The 18,430-nt window shown below is 72.0% G+C and carries 9 protein-coding genes; all 9 read right to left on the bottom strand.

From position 1 onward, the window contains the following. Positions 1–8: 8 nt before the first annotated feature. The 9 genes from AB0I51_RS41300 to AB0I51_RS41260 all read right to left on the bottom strand — a co-directional run bounded on the left by AB0I51_RS41300 (position 9) and on the right by AB0I51_RS41260 (position 18,380). Positions 9–647 carry an EboA domain-containing protein gene (locus tag AB0I51_RS41300; protein ID WP_362983530.1) on the bottom strand — a complete coding sequence of 213 codons (639 nt, stop codon included), beginning with the start codon at positions 645–647 and terminating at the stop codon, positions 9–11. After that, positions 644–1,543, bottom strand: coding sequence for a sugar phosphate isomerase/epimerase family protein (locus tag AB0I51_RS41295; RefSeq protein WP_362983529.1), 900 nt, complete (start codon positions 1,541–1,543; stop codon positions 644–646). Before AB0I51_RS41295 ends, AB0I51_RS41300 begins: the two co-directional genes overlap by 4 nt. Continuing rightward, a complete protein-coding gene (locus tag AB0I51_RS41290) occupies positions 1,540–2,493 on the bottom strand; it encodes an SCO3242 family prenyltransferase (protein ID WP_362983528.1) in 954 nt (317 codons plus the stop codon). Before AB0I51_RS41290 ends, AB0I51_RS41295 begins: the two co-directional genes overlap by 4 nt. Continuing rightward, positions 2,493–3,716, bottom strand: a complete 1,224-nt coding sequence (locus tag AB0I51_RS41285) for an inositol-3-phosphate synthase (protein ID WP_362983527.1) — start codon at positions 3,714–3,716, stop codon at positions 2,493–2,495. The genes AB0I51_RS41290 and AB0I51_RS41285 overlap by 1 nt, the downstream gene beginning before the upstream one ends. Before the next feature lie 40 nt (positions 3,717–3,756). Beyond that, positions 3,757–4,563, bottom strand: a complete 807-nt coding sequence (locus AB0I51_RS41280) for a Tat pathway signal sequence domain protein (protein WP_362983526.1) — start codon at positions 4,561–4,563, stop codon at positions 3,757–3,759. A 105-nt stretch (positions 4,564–4,668) separates the two neighbouring features. Continuing rightward, a complete protein-coding gene (locus AB0I51_RS41275) occupies positions 4,669–5,910 on the bottom strand; it encodes an MFS transporter (protein ID WP_362983525.1) in 1,242 nt (413 codons plus the stop codon). Next, the gene (locus AB0I51_RS41270) at positions 5,907–6,908 is read right to left on the bottom strand and encodes an ornithine carbamoyltransferase (protein WP_362983524.1); all 1,002 of its coding nucleotides are present in this window, start codon (positions 6,906–6,908) and stop codon (positions 5,907–5,909) included. The genes AB0I51_RS41275 and AB0I51_RS41270 overlap by 4 nt, the downstream gene beginning before the upstream one ends. Beyond that, on the bottom strand, positions 6,844–13,383 hold the full coding sequence (locus AB0I51_RS41265) for an amino acid adenylation domain-containing protein (protein ID WP_362983523.1): 6,540 nt from the start codon (positions 13,381–13,383) through the stop codon (positions 6,844–6,846). Before AB0I51_RS41265 ends, AB0I51_RS41270 begins: the two co-directional genes overlap by 65 nt. Then, positions 13,380–18,380 carry an amino acid adenylation domain-containing protein gene (locus tag AB0I51_RS41260; protein ID WP_362983522.1) on the bottom strand — a complete coding sequence of 1,667 codons (5,001 nt, stop codon included), beginning with the start codon at positions 18,378–18,380 and terminating at the stop codon, positions 13,380–13,382. Before AB0I51_RS41260 ends, AB0I51_RS41265 begins: the two co-directional genes overlap by 4 nt. Positions 18,381–18,430: the final 50 nt, after the last annotated feature.

Below are 18,430 nucleotides of genomic sequence, written 5' to 3'. Positions count from 1 at the left end.
CGAGGGCTTCAGCAGGGCCGGACGATGAGCCAGACGTCGTCGGGCACGGACCGGCCCGCCGCCTGCCGCTCTTTGACGAACATCCGGCCCATGTCGGCCAGTTCGGTGTCCCGGCGCTCGTCGAGCCCGGCGACACAGGCCAGCGGGATCCCGGTGAACAGGCACTTGAGCACAGCCTGCCGCCAGCGCTGCTGGTCCAGCCGGGCCCGGGCGTACGGGCCGAGCGCGGCGCTGATCAGCCGGGTGTCGTTGGTGCGCAGCGCGTCGTCGACGACGGGCAGTGCGCGGTCACCGAGGGGCAGGAAGGGCAGGGCGCGCAGTACGCCGCACCGCTCACCGGGGTCTCCGCCGCGGTAGAGGCGCACGACGGCGTCGGCCAGTTCCGGGCCGTCGAGGGCGGTGCTCGACAGCAGGACAGTACGGGCGCCGTCTGCCCGACTCCAGCCCCACCAGCCGGTCAGGGGCGCGCCACCGCACCGCCGTCGAGCCACAGGGAACAGGGCCGCCAGCGCCGGGGTGTCGTCGGCGACGACGGCTGCCGATTCCTCCAGCCAGCGCAGCGCGACAGGGTCGAGGCAGGAGTGGAGCGAGGTGTGCAGGGTGTGCAGGAGTAGGGAGGCGGAATCGGTAGAGGTGGGGCGGGTCATCGGACGGACCTGCTTTCCTCGGGACGGTGGACGGCGGCCGCGGCACGCAGGAAGTCCAGGCTGGTGCGGGCCGTGCGGGTGGCGGCGTGGCTGTGGCGGGGCAGTTCGACGGACACCAGTCCGTCGTAGCCGATCGCGGCGAGGGCCCGCAGCAGCGGCGGAAAGTCGATCTCGCCCTCGCCGAACGGCAGATGAGAATGGACGCCGCGGTACATGTCCTCGATCTGGACGTGCGCCAGTCGGTCCGCCGACTGGTACACGCACTCCTCAAGGGGGAGCGGCTCCACGCACTGGCAGTGCCCGATGTCGAGCGTCAGCAGGAACCGGTCGGGGGTGCCGAGGGCCGCGCACAGCCGACGGTATCCCGCCAGGTCGGAGACGAGCATGCCCGGTTCCGGTTCGAAGGCGATCGGGACACCGGCCCGTTCGGCGTGACCGAGGACCTCGGCGCAGCCGTCGACAAGTCGGACCCAGGCCAGTTCCTCGGACACGTCCTCCGGCGCGCTCCCGCTCCACAGGTGCACCGCTTCGGCGCCGAGGCCCGAGGCGATGTCGACCGCCCGCCGGAGCAGATCGATCCGCAGCTCCCTGCCTTCGCCGCAGAGCAGGGTGGGCCGGTGCTTGCGCCAGGGGTCGAGCAGATAGCGGGCGCCGGTCTCGACGACCACGGACAGACCTGCGGCGTCGAGGGTGCGTCGGACCGCATCGACCCGCCGGGTGAGGCCGGGGGCGTAAGGATCGAGGTGGTGATGGTCGAGCGTGAGGGAGATTCCGCGGTAACCCAGGTCCGCGAGGACCCTGATCGCGTCGTTGAGGCGGTGGTCGCCGAAGCCGTTGGTCCCGTAGGCGAAGCGCAGCGATTCGGCGGACGGTACAACTCGCTCTTCCGTTTTCATGTAAATGACACCTTTCGCGCCGACCTCGTTGCGAGGGGCAGCGCCGCCGACAGAAGACTGCCGAGCACGGGGCGCCCAGCACGGGCCAGCAGGGCGGCTTGCAGGGGGAGGAAGGCATGGATGCCGGCGCCGACGGCGGCCCGCACCCGGGCCGCTCCCGGCCGCCGGACGGCGCGGAACTGGGCTGGGCCGGCCGTGGCCGCATACAGTGCGGCCATGGTGGTGCGGGCCGCCGGGAACGGACTGTCGCCTGCGTGGGCCGGAGCGTGGCCACGGGCCCCCTCCAAGCCCGCTGCGATGCCCTGTACCCCAGGTTCCGGCAGGGCGCACGCCATGAGGCTCAGCGCGGCCGTCGTCGCCAGCGCGATGTGTGGCTGGGCACCGGTACAGCCGTCCACCTCGTGTCGGCTGAGCCGGGTCACCGCATGAGTGTGGACGGCGATCACGGCGGCCGGGAACGCGGCCCCGCGGGCCGCGCCGGATCCCGTTCCGTGGAGGACGTCCAGACCCCGGGCGAGCGCCATGGCCGGTGCCCCCCATCGGGTCGACTTCAGGCCCAGGTCGTAGGCCCAGATGGTTGCGGCGAGCGGCAGCGCGCGGCGCAATACGGCCCGGCGGCCCGCGGCGAGATGGGTGAGAGCGAGAGATCCCAGGGTCAGGCCAGTGGCCACGCCGAGGGCGGTGCGCGGGGCGACCCGGCCCGACGGCAGCGGACGCTCGGGCCGCTCGACGGCGTCGACGTGCCGGTCGGCCCAGTCGTTGAGCGCCATGCCTGCCCAGTACAGGGCGACCGACGAGGCGGCCAGCCCCAGCGTCCGCACGTTCGGCTGCTGCCTCGACGTGACCGCCCCGAGAAGGACGTCGCCGGGCACGGTGAACGCGGCGGGGGCGCGTATCAGTTCGGCGATGTCGGCGAGCCGTACGGGACCTGGCACCCAGGCGGTGGACATCACGTCCCCGGCACGGTCGCCGCCGCCAGGCTCGCGTGCCGACTCGCGTCACGGGGTGCGGCCGCGGCCCAGGCACACAGCGCGTCGTACTGCCTGGACAGGCTGTGCTCGGTCGAGGCGAGGGGGTCCTTGAAGAAGAAGCCGAGGGAGGGCAGGGCACCCGCCTCGCCCCGGCGTGCGGCCAGCGAGGTCAGCCGGACCAGGTCCAGGACGAGAGGCGCGGCCAGCGCCGAGTCGCAGCCCTGCCAGGTGAACTGGAGTGTCATGCCGACACCGAGGAAGCCCTCGAAGGCGATGTGGTTCCAGGCGGTCTTCCACTCGCCAAGCGCCGGTACGTTGTCGATGTGGACGACGTCCTCGACCTCGTGCCCGAGGATCTCGCGCAGGCTGCGGCGCTTCGACTCGATCTTGCTGCGGGCCGCCTCCGGATCGTCGAGAGTGGCCCCGTCACCGCCGCCCAGCAGATTGCTGCCGGCCCAGGCCCTGACCTTCAGCGCGCGCTGTCCGAACATGGGGGCCAGCACACTCTTGACGAGCGTCTCCCCGGTCTTGCCGTCCCGTCCCGTGTGGGGAACTCCCCGCAGCCGGGCCAGTTCCTCCAGCGCGGGCAGACACGCCCCGGCCGAGGGCGTGAAGTTGACGTAGGAGCAGCCCGCGTCCAGGGCCGCGTACGCGTAGAGCGAGCTCGATGGCAGTACGTCGGTACGGCTGTTCAGCGCCGCGCGGAGTGAGGTCAGCGAGGTGTGTGCGGGGTCGTGTGCGGGGAGCGGTTCGGTGGAGGCGAGGTTGACCACCACGACCTGGTCCAGCCGGTGCCGGGCCCGGAAATCGGCGAGGTCGGCTGTGAGCCGCGCGGCCACTGCGGACTGCGGTTCCGTGCAGCCGTCACGGACGCCGGTGCGCACCTCCAGGTCCGCTGCCTCCATGGCGCCGCGCAGACGGGGGAGCAGTGCCGCGGGCAGGACACCGGAGTCGGCGAGCCGCCGCGCCCGTTCCGGCAGGCCCACGTCGACCACGTCATGCCCGCCGAAGACCAGGTCTCCCGCGGGCGGTAGGCCGACGGCGTGGAACGGCGGCAGTTCCGTGACGCACCCGGTCGGGGCGACGAGTCCGGCTTCGAGGGCGGCGGCGCCGGCCACCACGGTCGTGGCGAGTGATCCGCGTGCTCCGACCGTCCAGACCCCGATCCGGGGGACGGCGGGCGCGGTGTCTTCGAGCAGCATGGATAGGGCTCCCGTGATCGTCAGTGCGGTGTGTGGCGTCTCAGCCCGCCATGTCGGCCGGGTAGGGAAAGACGGCGAAGGCCCGGTCCAGCTGCCCGGGAGAGCGCGCCGCCCACTTGGCGGTGACCTTGCACACGGTGTGCGACGGCAGATGCGGATTGTCGTTGGCGTCGATCCGCGGCTGTGCCATCGACTGAAGTTCCCACGCGGTACCCGCCAGACGGTGCACCTGGGTCCACCAGTGGGCGTCGATGTCCAGGAGTTCGAAGGCGCGGAGGAACGTGTGCCAACGGTGATAGCTGTGCGTGGGGTCGGGCGGGGTGAAATTCATCATGTGCACCTTGTTGCCCGCCGAGCATCGCGGGTCGTAAAGCGTGCCCTGCCCGAATTCCTTGAGCGCGGTGACGAGATCCCGGCGGTGAGCGCCGCCGAAGTACTCGTCGTAGACGAGCCGCTGCTCCTGGGAGAGGAAGACGAACGAGTCCTTCACAGGCATCAGGAACTCGATGAAGCTGTACGGGTAGGCTCCGCCCCGGTAGTGGGAAAGCCACACGTCCCAGGTCTTGTCGAATCCTCCGAACAGGGCGATGATCTGGCCGAGCGCCGCGCTGATCTCCTGGGTGGGATTTAGATAGAACTTTTGGTCGTACTGGTACCAGAACTCATTGGCCCGCCGGTCCCCGACCATTCCGGGAACGTCCGGAAAAGATGTCGATTCGGCCCCTGTGGTCGGATTCCTCTCGGTGGCCCGGGCCTGGACGGTATTGGTACCGGCGAGAGCGGCGACCGCTGTCACACCTAGCGCGGTGCGCAGTACCGTGCGCCTCCCGGTGAGATTATTCGCCACGTTTCCAGCTCCTTTTCAGAGTTCATTGGATTTTCTGGTCCGGCCGCTTGGCGGCGCTGGCAGCATGACTTTTTCAGCCGCAGCTATAAATGGTCTCTACGAGTCTTATGACAGGTCGGCCACGGGCGCGCCCGCCCGGATGCCCCGGGATACCGAGGTGAAGAGCGCGGTGGCGGCCATGACTGCGCTGAAGACGAGGATCGTGCGGGCGGAGCCGAGCGGCTCCAGCAGAAAGCCGGCGGTCAACGGACCGGCCGACATGGCGCCGGAGGCGACCAAGGAGACCACGCTGTTGGCCCGGCCCTGCATGTGGAGTGGTGCGGTCCGGGCGAGCAGGACGCCGGCCGCGACGTTGAAGACGCCGCCCACGTAACCGCTGCCCGCGAAGAGCGCGCCGAGGACGACGACGTGATGGAGGCTGGACAGGGGCACCATCAGGACGGTCCACGCCACCAGCGCGCCGACAGCAAGGGCTCGCATCGAGAAACTGCGGATCCACCAGTCGGCGCGGAGGGACCCGAGCAGCCCGCCCGCGCCGCTCAGTGTGGTCACCAGGCCGATGGTCAGGGCGGACTGCCCGTCGTTGTGCATCATGGACATCACCGCCAGGTTGAGCCCCTGGAACAGCATGTTGGAGACAGCGACGGCGACGATCACCACCCGCAGGAAGCGCTGCCGCCACAGCCATACCAGCCCCTCGGCCACCTCGGCGGCGATGCTCCGCCGCGGCACGTCGACCGGTGCCCGGAACGGCCCTCGTGCCCGCACCAGACACAGCAGCGAACCGGTGTGCATCAGGAACCCCAGGGCGAACGGCAGCCCGCCGGACATCCCGGCCAGACCGCTGCCCAGGGGCTGGCCGAGCAGCGCCGCACCCCGGGTCCGGGCCTCGTTGCTGACCAGCGCGGCGGGGATCTGCTGCTCCGTGACCAGGGTGGGTACAGCCGCTCGTTCGGCCAGCTGGTACATCGCCGTCAGGCTGCCCTCGACGAAGGCCGACGCGAGCAGATGCGGCAGCCAGAAGGTGTCCGTCAGTAGCGCCACCGCGACGCCGGCGCCGACGAGGGCCGAACCGGCGCTGCTGTACAGCATCAGCCGTCTGCGGTCCCAGCGGTCCACCAACGCCCCGCCCGGCAGCTGGACCAGCAGCAGCGGAAGGAACAGGGCGAACCCGACCAGCCCGGCCGACTGCGAGGAGCCGGTGAACCACAGGACAACCAGCGGGTAGGCGATCGCCGTGGCCCGGCTGCCCAGCACGGACAGACCGGCCCCGCCCCACAACAGCCGGAAGTCCCGGTTCTCCCGAAGCGGGGACCGGCGGTCGGCCGGAGCCCCGGCGAGACTCATGTTCGTCCCGCGCTCGCTGTGGCCGGGATCCCGCCGTCGACGTGCTGCCACTGGCCCGCTCGGCACCACTCCAGGACGGCCATCGCGCTGTACATCTTGTTCTCGGCCTGGTCGAAGGCGATGCTCATCGGCCCGTCCAGGACATCCGCGGTGACCTCTTCCCCGCGGTGTGCGGGCAGATCGTGCAGGAACACGGCACGCGGGCTGTGCTCCCACAGCGCGTCGGTGATCTGGAAGGGCGCGAAGGTCTCCCGCCAACGGGGATCGGGTTTCACCGTGCCCGTGGTCTGCCAGCGCGTGGTGTAGATGGCGTCGACGCCTCCGGGCAGGACATCCATGTCATGCCGTTCGAGTACCGCCGCGCCGCTGCGGGCGGCCTGTCGCCGGCTCCGCTCCAGGATCGCGGCCGACAGCCCGTAGCCGGGGGGTGTGCGCAGGTGAAGCTCCGCGCCGGGACAGCGGCTCAGGGCCAGGGCGAGGGCCGCGGCCGTGTTGTTGCCCTCGCCCACGTACAGCAGCCGTAGTCCCTCGACCCGCCCGAAGTGCCGGGTCAGTGTGGTCAGATCGGCCAGGGCCTGGGTGGGGTGTTCGTCGGCGCTCATGGCGTTGACGACCGCCATCCGGTTCTGCGTGGCCCACTGGCGCATCTCGCCCGGGTCGCCGGCCGTGCGGGCGACCAGCAGGTCGAGCATGCGCGACAGGACCCGGCCGGTGTCCTCGTTCGTCTCGCCGGTGTTTGTCTGGAGGTCGCCCGGACCGTAGCTGACGATCGTCCCGCCGAGGCGGAGCATGGCCGTCGAGAACGCCGTCCGGGTGCGCGTCGAGGTCTTGACGAAGTAGATACCGGCGACGAGCCCTTCGAGAGGCCGGTCCACGGCTCCGGATGTGGCGGCATCGGAGGCTGCCGCGTGCTGGGCCCCGCGCTCGACCACCTCACGCAGATCGTCGTCCGTCAGATCGTCCAGCGATATCAAGTGGCGTACTGGATGGTGCTTCACGGTGGTCAACCTCCCGAAGTGTGCTGGCCTCGGCCAGCGCGGCGATCGTGGAATGCTTCAGAACGGTGGCCAGGTCCAGGTCGAGCCCCGCCCGCCGGGCGGCGGACAGGACGGACAGCGCCGTCAGCGAGTCGCCGCCCAGCGCGCGGAACTCGTCGTCCAGCCCGACCCGGTCGACACCGAGCGTCCGGCGCCAGACGTCGGCCAGCGTCCGCTGGTTCGGAGTGTGGGGCGGGCGGTAAGGCAGGCCGACGGCGTAGGCCGAGCGGCCGGCGGCCGCGGCCGTTACGAGGGCCCTGCGGTCCCGCTTGCCGTGCGCGGTCAGCGGCAGCGCGTCGATGGTCACGTACCTCGCCGGGACCAGGGGTTCCGGCAGCAGCGTGCGGAGTCGGTCGCTGAGCGCGACGGGGGACAGAGAGGCGGCCCGGGCGTCGGTGGGCACCACCCAGGCGGTGAGCCGCGGCTCACCGGCCGGTCCGGGCACGCCGGCGACCAGCGCCTCGCGCACAGTCGGGTCGGCGGCAAGCGCAGCCTCGATCTCGGCGGGCTCCACCCGGTGCCCGCGCACCTGGATCTGGTCATCTGCCCGGCAGCAGAACTCGATTTCGCCGTCAGGCAGCACCCGGGCCAGGTCACCGGTGCGGTACAACCGTGCTCCCGGCGGACCGTACGGGTCGGGGACGAAACGCTCTGCGGTCAGCGTCGGATCCCCGGTGTATCCGCGGGCCAGGCCGGGGCCGCCGATGTACAGCTCACCGACGACGCCCGTCGGCACGGGATCGGCTCCCGCGTCGAGCACCCGCAGGGTCGTGCCGGGCAGGGCCTGTCCCAGGGGCACCAGGGAACGCAGTACCGGCCCGTCCGGCCGGTGTGCCGCCGCGGCCACGGTCGCCTCGGTGGGCCCGTACTCGGACGCCAGCCGGGTCCCCTCGCCGGCCCGGGCTCGCACGCGGTCGGCCTGATCACCTGGGTAGGCGTCGCCGGCACAGACCAGCGTGGCGGTGAGTGACGCCAGTTCGGTGTCGCTCAACTGCTCTTCCAGCAACGCGAGATGACCTGGCGTCAGCCCGACGTAGGCGTAGGGCGCGTACGCGAGGAGCTGTCGCCCCAGGTCGGCCTGCGCCCACCGCTGCGGCAGCAGGTGCACTGTCCGGCCACACATCAGCGGCGCGAACAGGGCGGTCACGCCGAGGTCGGAGCCGATGGAGGTGAAGACCGGGGCCCCGCCCCGGTCGGCCGTCAGATAGTTCTCGACGGCCCAACCCAGGTAGTGGGCGAGCGCGTGCTGGCTGACCATGACGCCCTTGGGCGCACCGGTCGACCCGGACGTGTGCAGGACGTAGGCGAGCCGTTGCCGGTCGCACGCAGCTCCCTCACGGACCGGGGCGGACGATGTCTCGGCCGCGTCGACGAACAGCGACCGCAGTCCGCCGATCCGCTCCGCATACCGCTCCTCGACCACCACCATGGCGCACCCGGAATCGGTGAACAGGGCCCGCACCCGCGCGTCCGGCATCTCCGGATCGACGGGCACATACGCCGACCCCGCCTTCCATACCGCCAGCAGAGTCACGACCAGGTCCGGCCCACGGTCCAGCAGCACTCCGATCCGGCTCTCCACCCCGGCACCGAGCGAACGCAGCCGGTGCGCCAGGCCGTTGGCGCGGGCATCAAGCTCGGCGTACGACACCTTCCGTGCACCGGCCGTGACAGCGACGGCGTCGGGCGTCCGGCGGACCTGCGCCTCGAATGCGGCCAGTGCTTCGGCCGGTTCGGGCCCGGAGAGGGGCGTCGGCGGCTCCTCGGTATCGTCGGCGTACGACCTGCGCGCGTCACCCTCCGCCCCCTTTCGGGCCATGTCCGACAGCACGGCCCGATACATCCGGGCAAGCCGCTTCCCGCACTCCCGCCGCAGGGTCCGCGTATCGGAGGCGATGCTGAGATGGCCGGCGGAGGGGGTGCCGACGACGAGGGCGAACTCGTTGGGGCTGTCGTCGCGGCTGGCCGTGATGTCGACGAGGTCGGTGTCGAGCTGGTGGAAGTCCAGGTAGTGGAAGAGGACGTCGACAAGGTGCCCTTCGTCGGCGTGGCGCCGCATCGAGGGCATCGGGAATCGTCGGTGCGGCCACAGCCCGACCTCGCGGTCGTAGACCTCCTGGACCAGTTCGCCCCATGTCCCGGTCGCTCGCGGGTAGGGGAAGGGCACCGAGTTGAGATACATGCCGGAGACCCGGTCGGCGCCGGGCGCCTCGGGCCGGGCGTCGATCACCATGCCGCCGCGGAACGCCCCCGGCGGCGCGAGCAGTCCGAGCACCTTGGCGTGCGCGGAGTGCAGCACGCTCTTGTACGACGTACCGGTCGCCGAGGCCAGTCGCCGCAGTCCCGGTTCGAGGTCGCCAAGCGGGATGTCGATCCGGTAGCGCTCCGGCGTCGAAGCAGGAGGCCCGGCCCACTCGTGGGGGATGCGGAACTGCTCGTTCTCGTCGAGGACGCGGTGCCAGAAGGACCGGTCCCCGTCCGAGGCCAGGGCCCGCAGTTCGGCGGCGATGAAGTCGGCGAAGCGGACGCTGCCGGGAACGGGCGGAAGATCCGGCTCAAGACCGTCCCGGATCCGCTCGTAACTCCGCAGCAGCTCCATGAGCTGGGAGTGGTAGCTCCAGCCCTCGATGACGGGGTGGGCCTCGGTGATCGACAGCCACCAGCTCTCGTCGTCCAGGACATGCGTGTTCATACGCATCAGGGGCGGTTCGGAGAGGGTGAACAACACCGCCCGCTCCCGCGCGGCGCAGTCCTCCAGCTCCCGCCGGCGCAGCGGCTCCGGCAGGTGTCGCAGGTCGTGGGGGGTGAACGGGAGCGTGGCGTGCCGCTGCACGATCTGCAGGGGCCGGGAGAATCCGGTGAGCGCGAACGAGGTCCGCATCACCTCGTGCCGGGCGACGACCAGGGCGCAGGCGGCCCGGAAGGCGTCGGGGGCGAAGGGCCGGTCGTCGCGGATCCGGAACGACGTGATGTTGTGATAACGGTTCTGCCCGCTGCAGCCGAACATCTCGATGATCATCCCGGCCTGGACGCGGGAGATCGGATACGCGTCGACCGCGTCGGCGGGCAGGTTGTCCCGGTCCTCCGGATCGATGAGTGCGAACGGAGCCACCGGCTCCGGTGAGTTCACGACCGGGGACGAGCCCACGGCCGCACAGAGCCGGGCCACGGTGCGGTGTTCGAACACATCCCGTACGGAGACGGCGGTCCCGGCGTCGCGAAGCGCGCCGGCCAGGGCGACCGCGCGCAGCGAATCCCCGCCAAGATCGAAGAAGTTGTCGTGGACGCCGACCCGGTCCAGACCCAGCACCTCGGCCCACACACACGCCATCGCGCTCTCCGCCCCCGTACGCGGCGCCGTGTGCTCGGCCGCGGCCGTGGCCGCCCGGCCGGGCGCCGGAAGCGCCTTCCGGTCGAGCTTCCCGTTGGCGGTCAGCGGTAACCCGGCCAGCCGGACGAAAGCGGCCGGCACCATGTAGGAGGGCAGGGACCGGGCGAGCAGCGCCTGTAGGCGCGCCGGCTCCAGCGCCGCCGTATCGGCCCCGGGAGCGGCCACCAGATAGCCGACGAGTCGCTTGTCGCCCGGCCGGTCCTCCCGTACGACGACCACCGCCTCGGCGACGGCGGCGTCGGCGGTCAGCGAGTTCTCGATCTCACCCAGCTCGATCCGGTATCCCCGTAGCTTGACCTGGTGGTCGGTCCGGGAGACGAAACCGACGTTGCCGTCGGGCAGCACGCGTGCGAGATCTCCGGTGCGGTACATGCGGGAGCCGGCAGGACCGTAGGGATCCGGGACGAAGCGCTCCGCGGTCAGCTCCGGGCGGCCCGCATAGCCCCGGGCGACGCCGATACCACCGATACAGACCTCGCCGACACCGCCGAGCGGCACAGGCCGCAGGTGCTCGTCCAGGACGAGCATCGTGGTGTGCGGGATGGCCCGGCCGATGGAGACCAGCTCGGTGTCGACAGGGCCGTCGACGAAGTAGGCGGAGTTGCCCACGGTGATCTCGGTCGGCCCGTACTCGGCGGCGAGCGCGGTCCCGCCCGGCCCCGCCGCCTCCGCCCAGCGGTCGGCGAGCCGTCCCGTGAACGAGTCCCCGGCGGCGATGACCAGCCCGGCGAGCCGTGCCACCTGTTCCGGCCGGAGCTGCCGGAGCAGCAGATCCAGGTGTCCGGGGGTGAGCTTGACGAACGCGTACGGCGCTCCGGCCAGCAGCTTGGCCCCGAGGTCGTCGATGTCGACGTCCTGGTCGATCAGATGCACCGGCTGCCCGGTGAGCAGCGGTGTGAACAGGTCGGGCATACCGAGGTCGAAGGCGATGGAGGAGAACACGGGAGCACCGCCGTCGCCCGCGCTCGCGTATGCCTGCGCGGTCCAGCCCAGGTAGTTGGCGAGGCCCCGGTGGGTGACCATGACGCCCTTGGGCCGTCCGGTCGACCCCGAGGTGTAGATGACGTAGGCGAGCCGGTCGAGATCGTGACCGGTTGTGTCGGCCGGCGGGGGCGGGCAGTCGAGCAGGGCGGCGCGTTCGTCCTCGTCGTCGATCACGACGAGCCGTACGCCATTGCCGGCGAGCCGGTCCGAGTACCGGCGTTCGGTGACCACCAGCCGGGTGCCGGTGTCGGCGAGGATGTACGCCAGCCGCTCGTCGGGATGTCCGGGGTCGAGCGGCACGTAGGCGGCGCCGGTCCGCCAGACGCCCAGCAGACAGGCCACCAGGTCGGGGCCGCGGTCCAGCAGGACGGCGACGGTATCCTCGGCTCCGGCCCCGAGAACGTTCAGCCGTCCCGCGATGCGATCGGTGAGCGCGTTCAGTTCGCGGTACGGCATCCGCAGGTCGCCGTGGACGACGGCGACCGCTTCCGGTGTCCGGAGTGCCTGCCGCCGGACGTCCTCGTGGACCGGGCGCAGGGCGCTCAGGTCCAGAACCCTCGCGGTACCGACGGGTCGCTTCGGGCCGTCCAGGAGCAGGGCGCGCTCGGTGTCGTCGAAGAGGTCCAACGCGGCGGCGGGCGCCTCCGGCGTCGCGGCTGCCGACGCCAGCAGCCTGGTGAAGTGACCCGCGAAGCGGCCGGCGGTCGTGGCGTCGAACAGAGCTGTGGCGAACTCCAGCGCGCCGTCCAGCGAACCGTCCTGCCGTTCCTCCAGATGGACGGTGAGATCGAAGCGGGAGACATGGCAGGGCGGTGCGACGGGCCGGGCATCGACACCCGGCAGCCGCAGCCCGGAGTCGCCGTCCGAGGTGACCAGGTCGAGCATCACCTGGAACACCGGCGTGGACGCCGGGTCCCGGGCCGGATCGACAGTGTCGACCAGCCGGTCGAACGGAGTGGACCGGTGGTCCAAGGCTGCGAGCAGCCGCTCCCGGTTGTCCTGGACGAGCCGCGTGAACGAGGGGTCGCCCTGCCAACGGGCCCGTAGCGCGAGGCTGTTGTAGGCGTACCCGGCCATCCCCGTCAGCTCCGGACGGTTCCGCGTGGAGACGGCGGTCCCCACTGTGACGTCCTGGGCACCGGTGTGCCGGGACAGCAGCACCTGGAAGGCGGTCAGCAACACGGTGAACAGGGACGCGCCGTGCTCGTGGGCGAAGTCCCGCAGCGGCTTGCCGGTTTCGGCGGGAACGGTGAACCGCACTTCCGCGCCCTCCCAGGACCGCAGGGTGGGTCGTGGGCGGTCGGTCGGCAGATCGAGCGGGGCCACTCCGGCCAACTGCTCTTTCCACCAAGCCAGTTCGCGCTGTGCTGCCGCGCTGCGCTGCTGCTCGTTCTGCCAGGCCGCGTAGTCCGCGTACTGCGTCGGTCGTTCGGGGAGCCGAGGCGCCCGGTGCTCGGTTCGGGCGCGGTAGAACTCGCCCAGCTCGGTCAGCAGCAGGGCCCGGGTGAACGCGTCGCACGCGATGTGATGGACGACGACCACCAGCAGATGGTCGTCCGGGGCGAGGCGGAGAAGCCGCACCCGCAGCGGGGGGCCGGCGGCCAGGTCGATGGGGGTCCGCAGCTCCATGTCGGTGAACTCGGCGGCGGCCATGTCCCGTTGGGCCTCGGTCAGTCCGTGCCGGTCCGTCCGCTCGAACACTGGGCGGCCGGGCGGGTCGACGACCTGGAACGGCTCGCCGTCGCCGATGACATAGCGCGTGCGCAGGATCTCGTGGCGCTCGGTCAGCAGGCCGACGGCCTCGCGCAGCGCGTCGGTGTTGAGCAGCCCGTGCAGCCGGTGCACCAGTGGCAGCAGATAGGCCGGGCTGTCCGGGTCCAGCTGCTGCAGGAACCAGAGCTGGCGCTGACCGGCGGACAGGGGCAGCGGCACGGTGCGTGGGACGCGAGGGATCTCTGGGCGGGGCCGGGCCGCGGCACCGCCGAGGCGGCGGCGCAGCAACTCCTCCCGCAGAGCGGCGCCGTTGTCCGCGGCGGCGGGGTGGTCGGCGGGTGCGGTCACGGGTGGTGCTCCCTGAGGGTGTCGGCCAGTTCGGTGTTGGTGAGGGCCGCGATCTCCGCCCGTAGCGCCTCCTCGACCGCCAGGGCGAGTTCGGCGACGGTCCGCCGCGCGAAGACCGTGCGCAGCGGCAGGTTGACATCGAACGTCTCGCGGATTTGGGCCACCAGCCGGGCGGCCCGCAGCGAATCCCCGCCCAGGCGGAGGAAGTCGTGGTGTGCTCCGATCCGGGGTGCGCGCCCGTCGGGCGCGGACAGCACCTCGGCCCAGATCTCGGCGATCACCTCCTCGGCGGGCCCGCGCGGCGCGGTGTACGGCTCGTCGGCCGCCGCGGTGGCCAGGTCGGGAACGGGCAGCGCCGCGGTGTCGACCTTGTTGTGCGGGGTCAGCGGCAGGGCTGCCAGCGGGACGAAGAGCGCCGGCAGCATGTGGTCGGGCAGTCGGCGGGCGCAGTGGGCGACCAGTTCGGCCGTCGACGGGAGAGCGCCGCCCGCGGGGACGCAGTAGGCGACGAGCCGGGCGTCCTCGCCCGCGCCGTGCGCCGTGACCGCCGCCTCGGCGAGGCCGGGGTGTTCCACGAGCGTGGCCCGCACCTCACCGGTTTCCACCCGCCGGCCGCGGATCTTGACCTGCCCGTCGAGGCGACCGGCGAAGACCAGCTGACCGTCTGGCAGCATCCTGGCGATGTCACCCGTGCGGAACAGGCGGGCCCCCGGGGCGCCGTGGGGGTCCGGCATGAACCGCTCCGCGGTCAGCCCCGGCTGCCCGGTATAGCCGCGGGCGATTCCAGCGCCGCCGATGTACAGCTCGCCGTCCACGCCCGGCGGTATGGGCCGCAGTAAGGGATCGAGGACGCGGGCGGTGGCGTGCGGGTAGGGCCGCCCGATCGGGACGACCGCGGCGGTCTCGTCGCCGTCCCAGTGGGTCGCGGCGATGGTGGTCTCGGTGAGGCCGTACTCGTTGAGGAAGCGCTTGAGTCGGCGGGTCAGATCGCGGGCGAGCGCGGGTGGGCACGGCTCGCCGCCGGTCAGCCCGATCAGCGGTCGCTCGCCGAGACCGGCGTCGATGAGCATCCGCCAGTGCGACGGCGCGACCTGAAGGTGGGTGACACGGTGCCGCTCGACGAGGTCGAGCTGTGCCGCGGGATCCCCGCTGGTCGGCTCGTCGGCGAGGACCACCCGGCCGCCGGCGACGAGCGGCATGAACAACTCCGTGAAGGAGATGTCGAACGTGGGCCGGGCGAGGGCGAGCCAGGCGTCTTCGGGCCCCTGTCCGAAGGCGAGGTTCTCGCGCGAGGCGTGCAGCATGCGCAGCAGGGAGCCGTGCTCGACGCCGACGCCCTTGGGACGGCCAGTGGAGCCGGAGGTGTACAGCACGTAGGCGAGGTGGGTGGGAGAGAGGGTGACGGCGGGTGGGGTGCGCGGGGCGTCCTTGAGACCGGGGTCGTCGACGGCCAGCGCGCGGACGTCGCTCAGGCTGCAGAGGCGCCGCACACCCGGCGCGTCGGCGACGACGACGCGTATGTCCGCGTCGGCCAGAATGTGCGCCAGCCGCTCGTCCGGGGCGGCAGGGTCGAGCGGCACCTGCGCGGCGCCCGCCTTCCAGACGCCGAGCATGCCGGCGATCAGGTCCGGGGTCCGGCCCAGCATGAGTCCGACGGTGGTCTCCGGACCGGCCCCCAGGCCGCGCAGCCGGTGCGCGAATTGGTTGGCGCGCTCGTCCAGTTCCTCGTACGTCAGCTCACCGGTGGCATGCACGACGGCGGTGGCCCGGGGAGTCCGCCGTACCGTCTCCGTGAAAGCGGTGTGGGCACAGCCCTCGACAGGACGGTGTGCCGTCGGTGCGGTGCCGAGGGCCAGGATGCGGGTGGCCTCGTCGGCCGGCAGCATCTCGGCCTCGCCGAGGCGGCCGTCGGGAGCGGCGGCGAATGACTCCAGCAGCCTCGTCCAGCAGGCCGCGAACCGGTCTACGGTGGCGGCGTCGAACAGCGCGGTCGCGTACTCCATCACACACTGCAGCCCGTTGTCCGGCCGCCGCTGCACCACGAGGGTCAGGTCGGTTCGGGCACTGTGCCAGGTGGCCCGGAAGGCGTCGAGGTCCGTGCCGCCGATGCCGGTGCGGCCCTCCTCATGGAAGTCGAACATCACCTGGTACAGCGGCGTGCGGGCGGCGTCGTGCGGCGGCGCGAGTTCCTGTACGAGCCGGCCGAACGGCACGTCCTGGTGCGCGAGGGCGTCCCGGACGGCGTCCCGGACATGGGCGACGGCGTCGGTGACGGGGCGGTCGGCTCGCGGTCCGAGCCGCAGCGGGAGGGTGTTGACGAAGAAGCCCACCGTCTCCGCGACCTCGGGCCGGTTCCGGCCGGCAACCGGCACGCCGACGACGACGTCCTGGCGGCCCGTGAGCCGGGTGAGCAGCGTGGCGTACGCCGTGAGGAAGGTCTGGTGCGCGGTGGCGCCGACACTCCTGCCGAGCGCCTCGACGCGGTCGGCCAGTCGGGCCGGGACGGTGAAGGTGCGTACGGCCCCCCGCGCGTCGCGCTCACCGGGCCGCGGCCGGTCGGCGGGCAGGTCCAGCACGGAGCTGCCCTTGAGCGCGGCACGCCAGTACCCGAGTTGCTCGCCCAGGGCGACCTCGTCGAGGTGCCGGTGCTGCCAGAGAGCGTGGTCCGCGTACTGTACCGGCGGCTCGGGCAGAAGGACCGGTGTGCCTTCGTGCGTGGCCTCGCCGAGGGCCCGCAGGTCACGGGCGAGAATCACCGCCGACCAGCCGTCGCAGGCGATGTGATGGACCGTCACCACGAGGACAGGGGCCGCCCCGCCGGGCCGGCGCAGGAGGAGGGCCCGCCACACAGGCCCGTGCTCCAAGTCGAAGCCACGGCTGAACTCCTCGTCGAGTGCCGCCCGTTCGGTGGTCGTGTCCAGTACCTCGACCACGCGTAGCTCGGGCGGCGTGGGAACCGGATCGGCCGTCTGGACCGGGGTGCCGTCGCGCAGCGCGTAACGGGTGCGCAGGATCTCGTGCCGCGCGGCGAGCAGTTCCAGGGCGGTGCGGATGACGCGGTCGCTCCAGCTTGCGGGGAGGTGGATCCACAGTGGGGCGATCCACTCCGGGCTGCCGGGCCGCATCTGCTCCGACAGCCACAGGCCCTGCTGCCCGGGGGAGAGCGGCAGCGGGACGTCGCGCGGCTGGGGTGTGACCGGCTCGTTCCGCCGTTCCGCCGTCCCCCCGGCAAGCAGGGCGGCCTGTCCCCGGACCGTGGTGGTGCTGAACAGGGCGCGTAGATCGACCTGTTGGCCACTGGCGTCGTGCAGGCGCTCGGCGAGCTGGGTCAGCACCAGCGACGAGCCGCCGCGCTGGAAGAAGTCGTCGTGCGCGCCGACCGTGTCGACGGGGATGCCGAGCATGTCCGCCCAGACCTGGGCCACTTGACGTTCACTGTCGCTCTTCACGGGCACGTGCCCGTGAAGTGTCTCCTCGGCGGACGCGGGGTCGGGCAGGGCGTTCCGGTCGATCTTGCCGCTGGAGGTCCGGGCGAAGTCGTCCACGGGTACGAAGACCGACGGGACGAACGACGCCGGCAGCGTGCGCCGCAGGAAGGCCCGCAGGTCCTGCGGGGACGGCTGGGCGCCGCGCGCCTGGATCCATGCGACGAGCCGGTGGCCGGGGCCGAGGTCTGCCCGGGCGCCCACCACCGCGGCGCTCACCCCGGGGTGAGCGGCCAATGCCGCCTCCACCTCGCCGGGTTCGATGCGTACGCCGTTCACCTTGACCTGCTGGTCCAGTCGGCCGAGGTATTCCAGGGCCCCGTCCGAGCGCCAGCGCGCCCGGTCCCCGGTTCGGTACAGCCGAGCGCCGGGCGCCCCGTACGGGTCGGGGACGAAACGCTCGGCGGTCAGCCCCGCCCGGCCGAGATAGCCGTCAGCGAGTCCGACTCCGCCGACGTGCAGTTCCCCGACGGCGCCGCGCGGCACTGGATGGCCGTACGTGTCCAGGAGCAGCACCCGCAGTTCGGTGAGCGGCCGCCCGATCGGTACCGGACCGGTTGCCTGCGCCGGGTCGAAGCGGTGCTCGGTGACATCGACGGAGCACTCGGTCGGACCGTAGGTGTTCCAGATCTCGACGTCCGGCACATGCGCCAGCAGTCGGTGGCACAGCTCCGCATGCAGGGGTTCGCCGGCGCTGAAGATCAGCCGCAGCGCGCGGCACCCGGCCCAGCCGGGGGCGTCCGCCAGCGCCCGCAGAACCGAAGGAACCGCCTGCAGGACCGTCACACGTCCCTCGGCGACCGCTCGAACCATCGTCGTCGGGTCGTGGGTCACCCCGTCCGGGGCTAGCACCACCGTGCCTCCGCAGATCAGCGGGGCGAACAGCTCCAGTGCGGCCGCGTCGAACCCGATTGTCGTCTTCTGCAGAACCCGGTCGCCCGCACCCATGCCGTGACGCTCCGTCAGATGGCGTACGCGGTTGGCGATGCCCGCGTGCGGTATCACCACCCCTTTGGGCCGGCCGGTGGACCCCGAGGTGTGCAGGACGTAGGCAGGCCGGGCCGGATCGGAGGGGCACAGCCCGGCGGAGGTGTCGGGGAACCCGTGCTCGTCCGCGGCGCCGACCGGGACCGCGCGGACGGCGCCGGTCGGCGCCGTGTCGCCGCCGATGAGGATCAGTGGGGCACCGGTGTCGGACAGCGCCCACGCCAGCCGTTCCACCGGATGGTCGGGGTCCAGCGGCACGTAGGCCGCGCCCGCCTTCCATACGCCCAGCAGGGCGACCAGCAGGTCCGGCTCACGGCGCAGCGACACACCGACCGTGGTGCCCGGGCCGGCGCCGAGCGTGTGCAGCCGGTGCGCAAGCCGGTTGGCCCGCCGCTCCAGGACGCCGTACGTCATGACGGTCGCGGGACCGGAAGCTCCGTCGGCCACGGTCTCCACCGCGATCGCGTCAGGACTGCGAGCGGCCTGCGCGGCGAACAACTCGGGCAGCGCCGTTGCGTCGTTCACAAGTACTCCCTCGGAAGATGGCCCCACGGGGGCGGGACAGGGGGAAGCGA

The organism is Streptomyces sp. NPDC050549 (assembly GCF_040655035.1).
Taxonomy (GTDB): Bacteria; Actinomycetota; Actinomycetes; order Streptomycetales; family Streptomycetaceae; genus Streptomyces.
This window is presented reverse-complemented; position numbering and strand designations above follow the sequence as displayed.

Bases quoted from the DNA above. Each gene is read 5' to 3' on its own strand.
- AB0I51_RS41290 (WP_362983528.1), bottom strand. From the start codon at position 2,493: ATGTCCACCGCCTGGGTGCCAGGTCCCGTACGGCTCGCCGACATCGCC.
- AB0I51_RS41300 (WP_362983530.1), bottom strand. From the start codon at position 647: ATGACCCGCCCCACCTCTACCGATTCCGCCTCCCTACTCCTGCACACC.
- AB0I51_RS41285 (WP_362983527.1), bottom strand. From the start codon at position 3,716: ATGCTGCTCGAAGACACCGCGCCCGCCGTCCCCCGGATCGGGGTCTGG.
- AB0I51_RS41275 (WP_362983525.1), bottom strand. From the start codon at position 5,910: ATGAGTCTCGCCGGGGCTCCGGCCGACCGCCGGTCCCCGCTTCGGGAG.
- AB0I51_RS41295 (WP_362983529.1), bottom strand. From the start codon at position 1,543: ATGAAAACGGAAGAGCGAGTTGTACCGTCCGCCGAATCGCTGCGCTTC.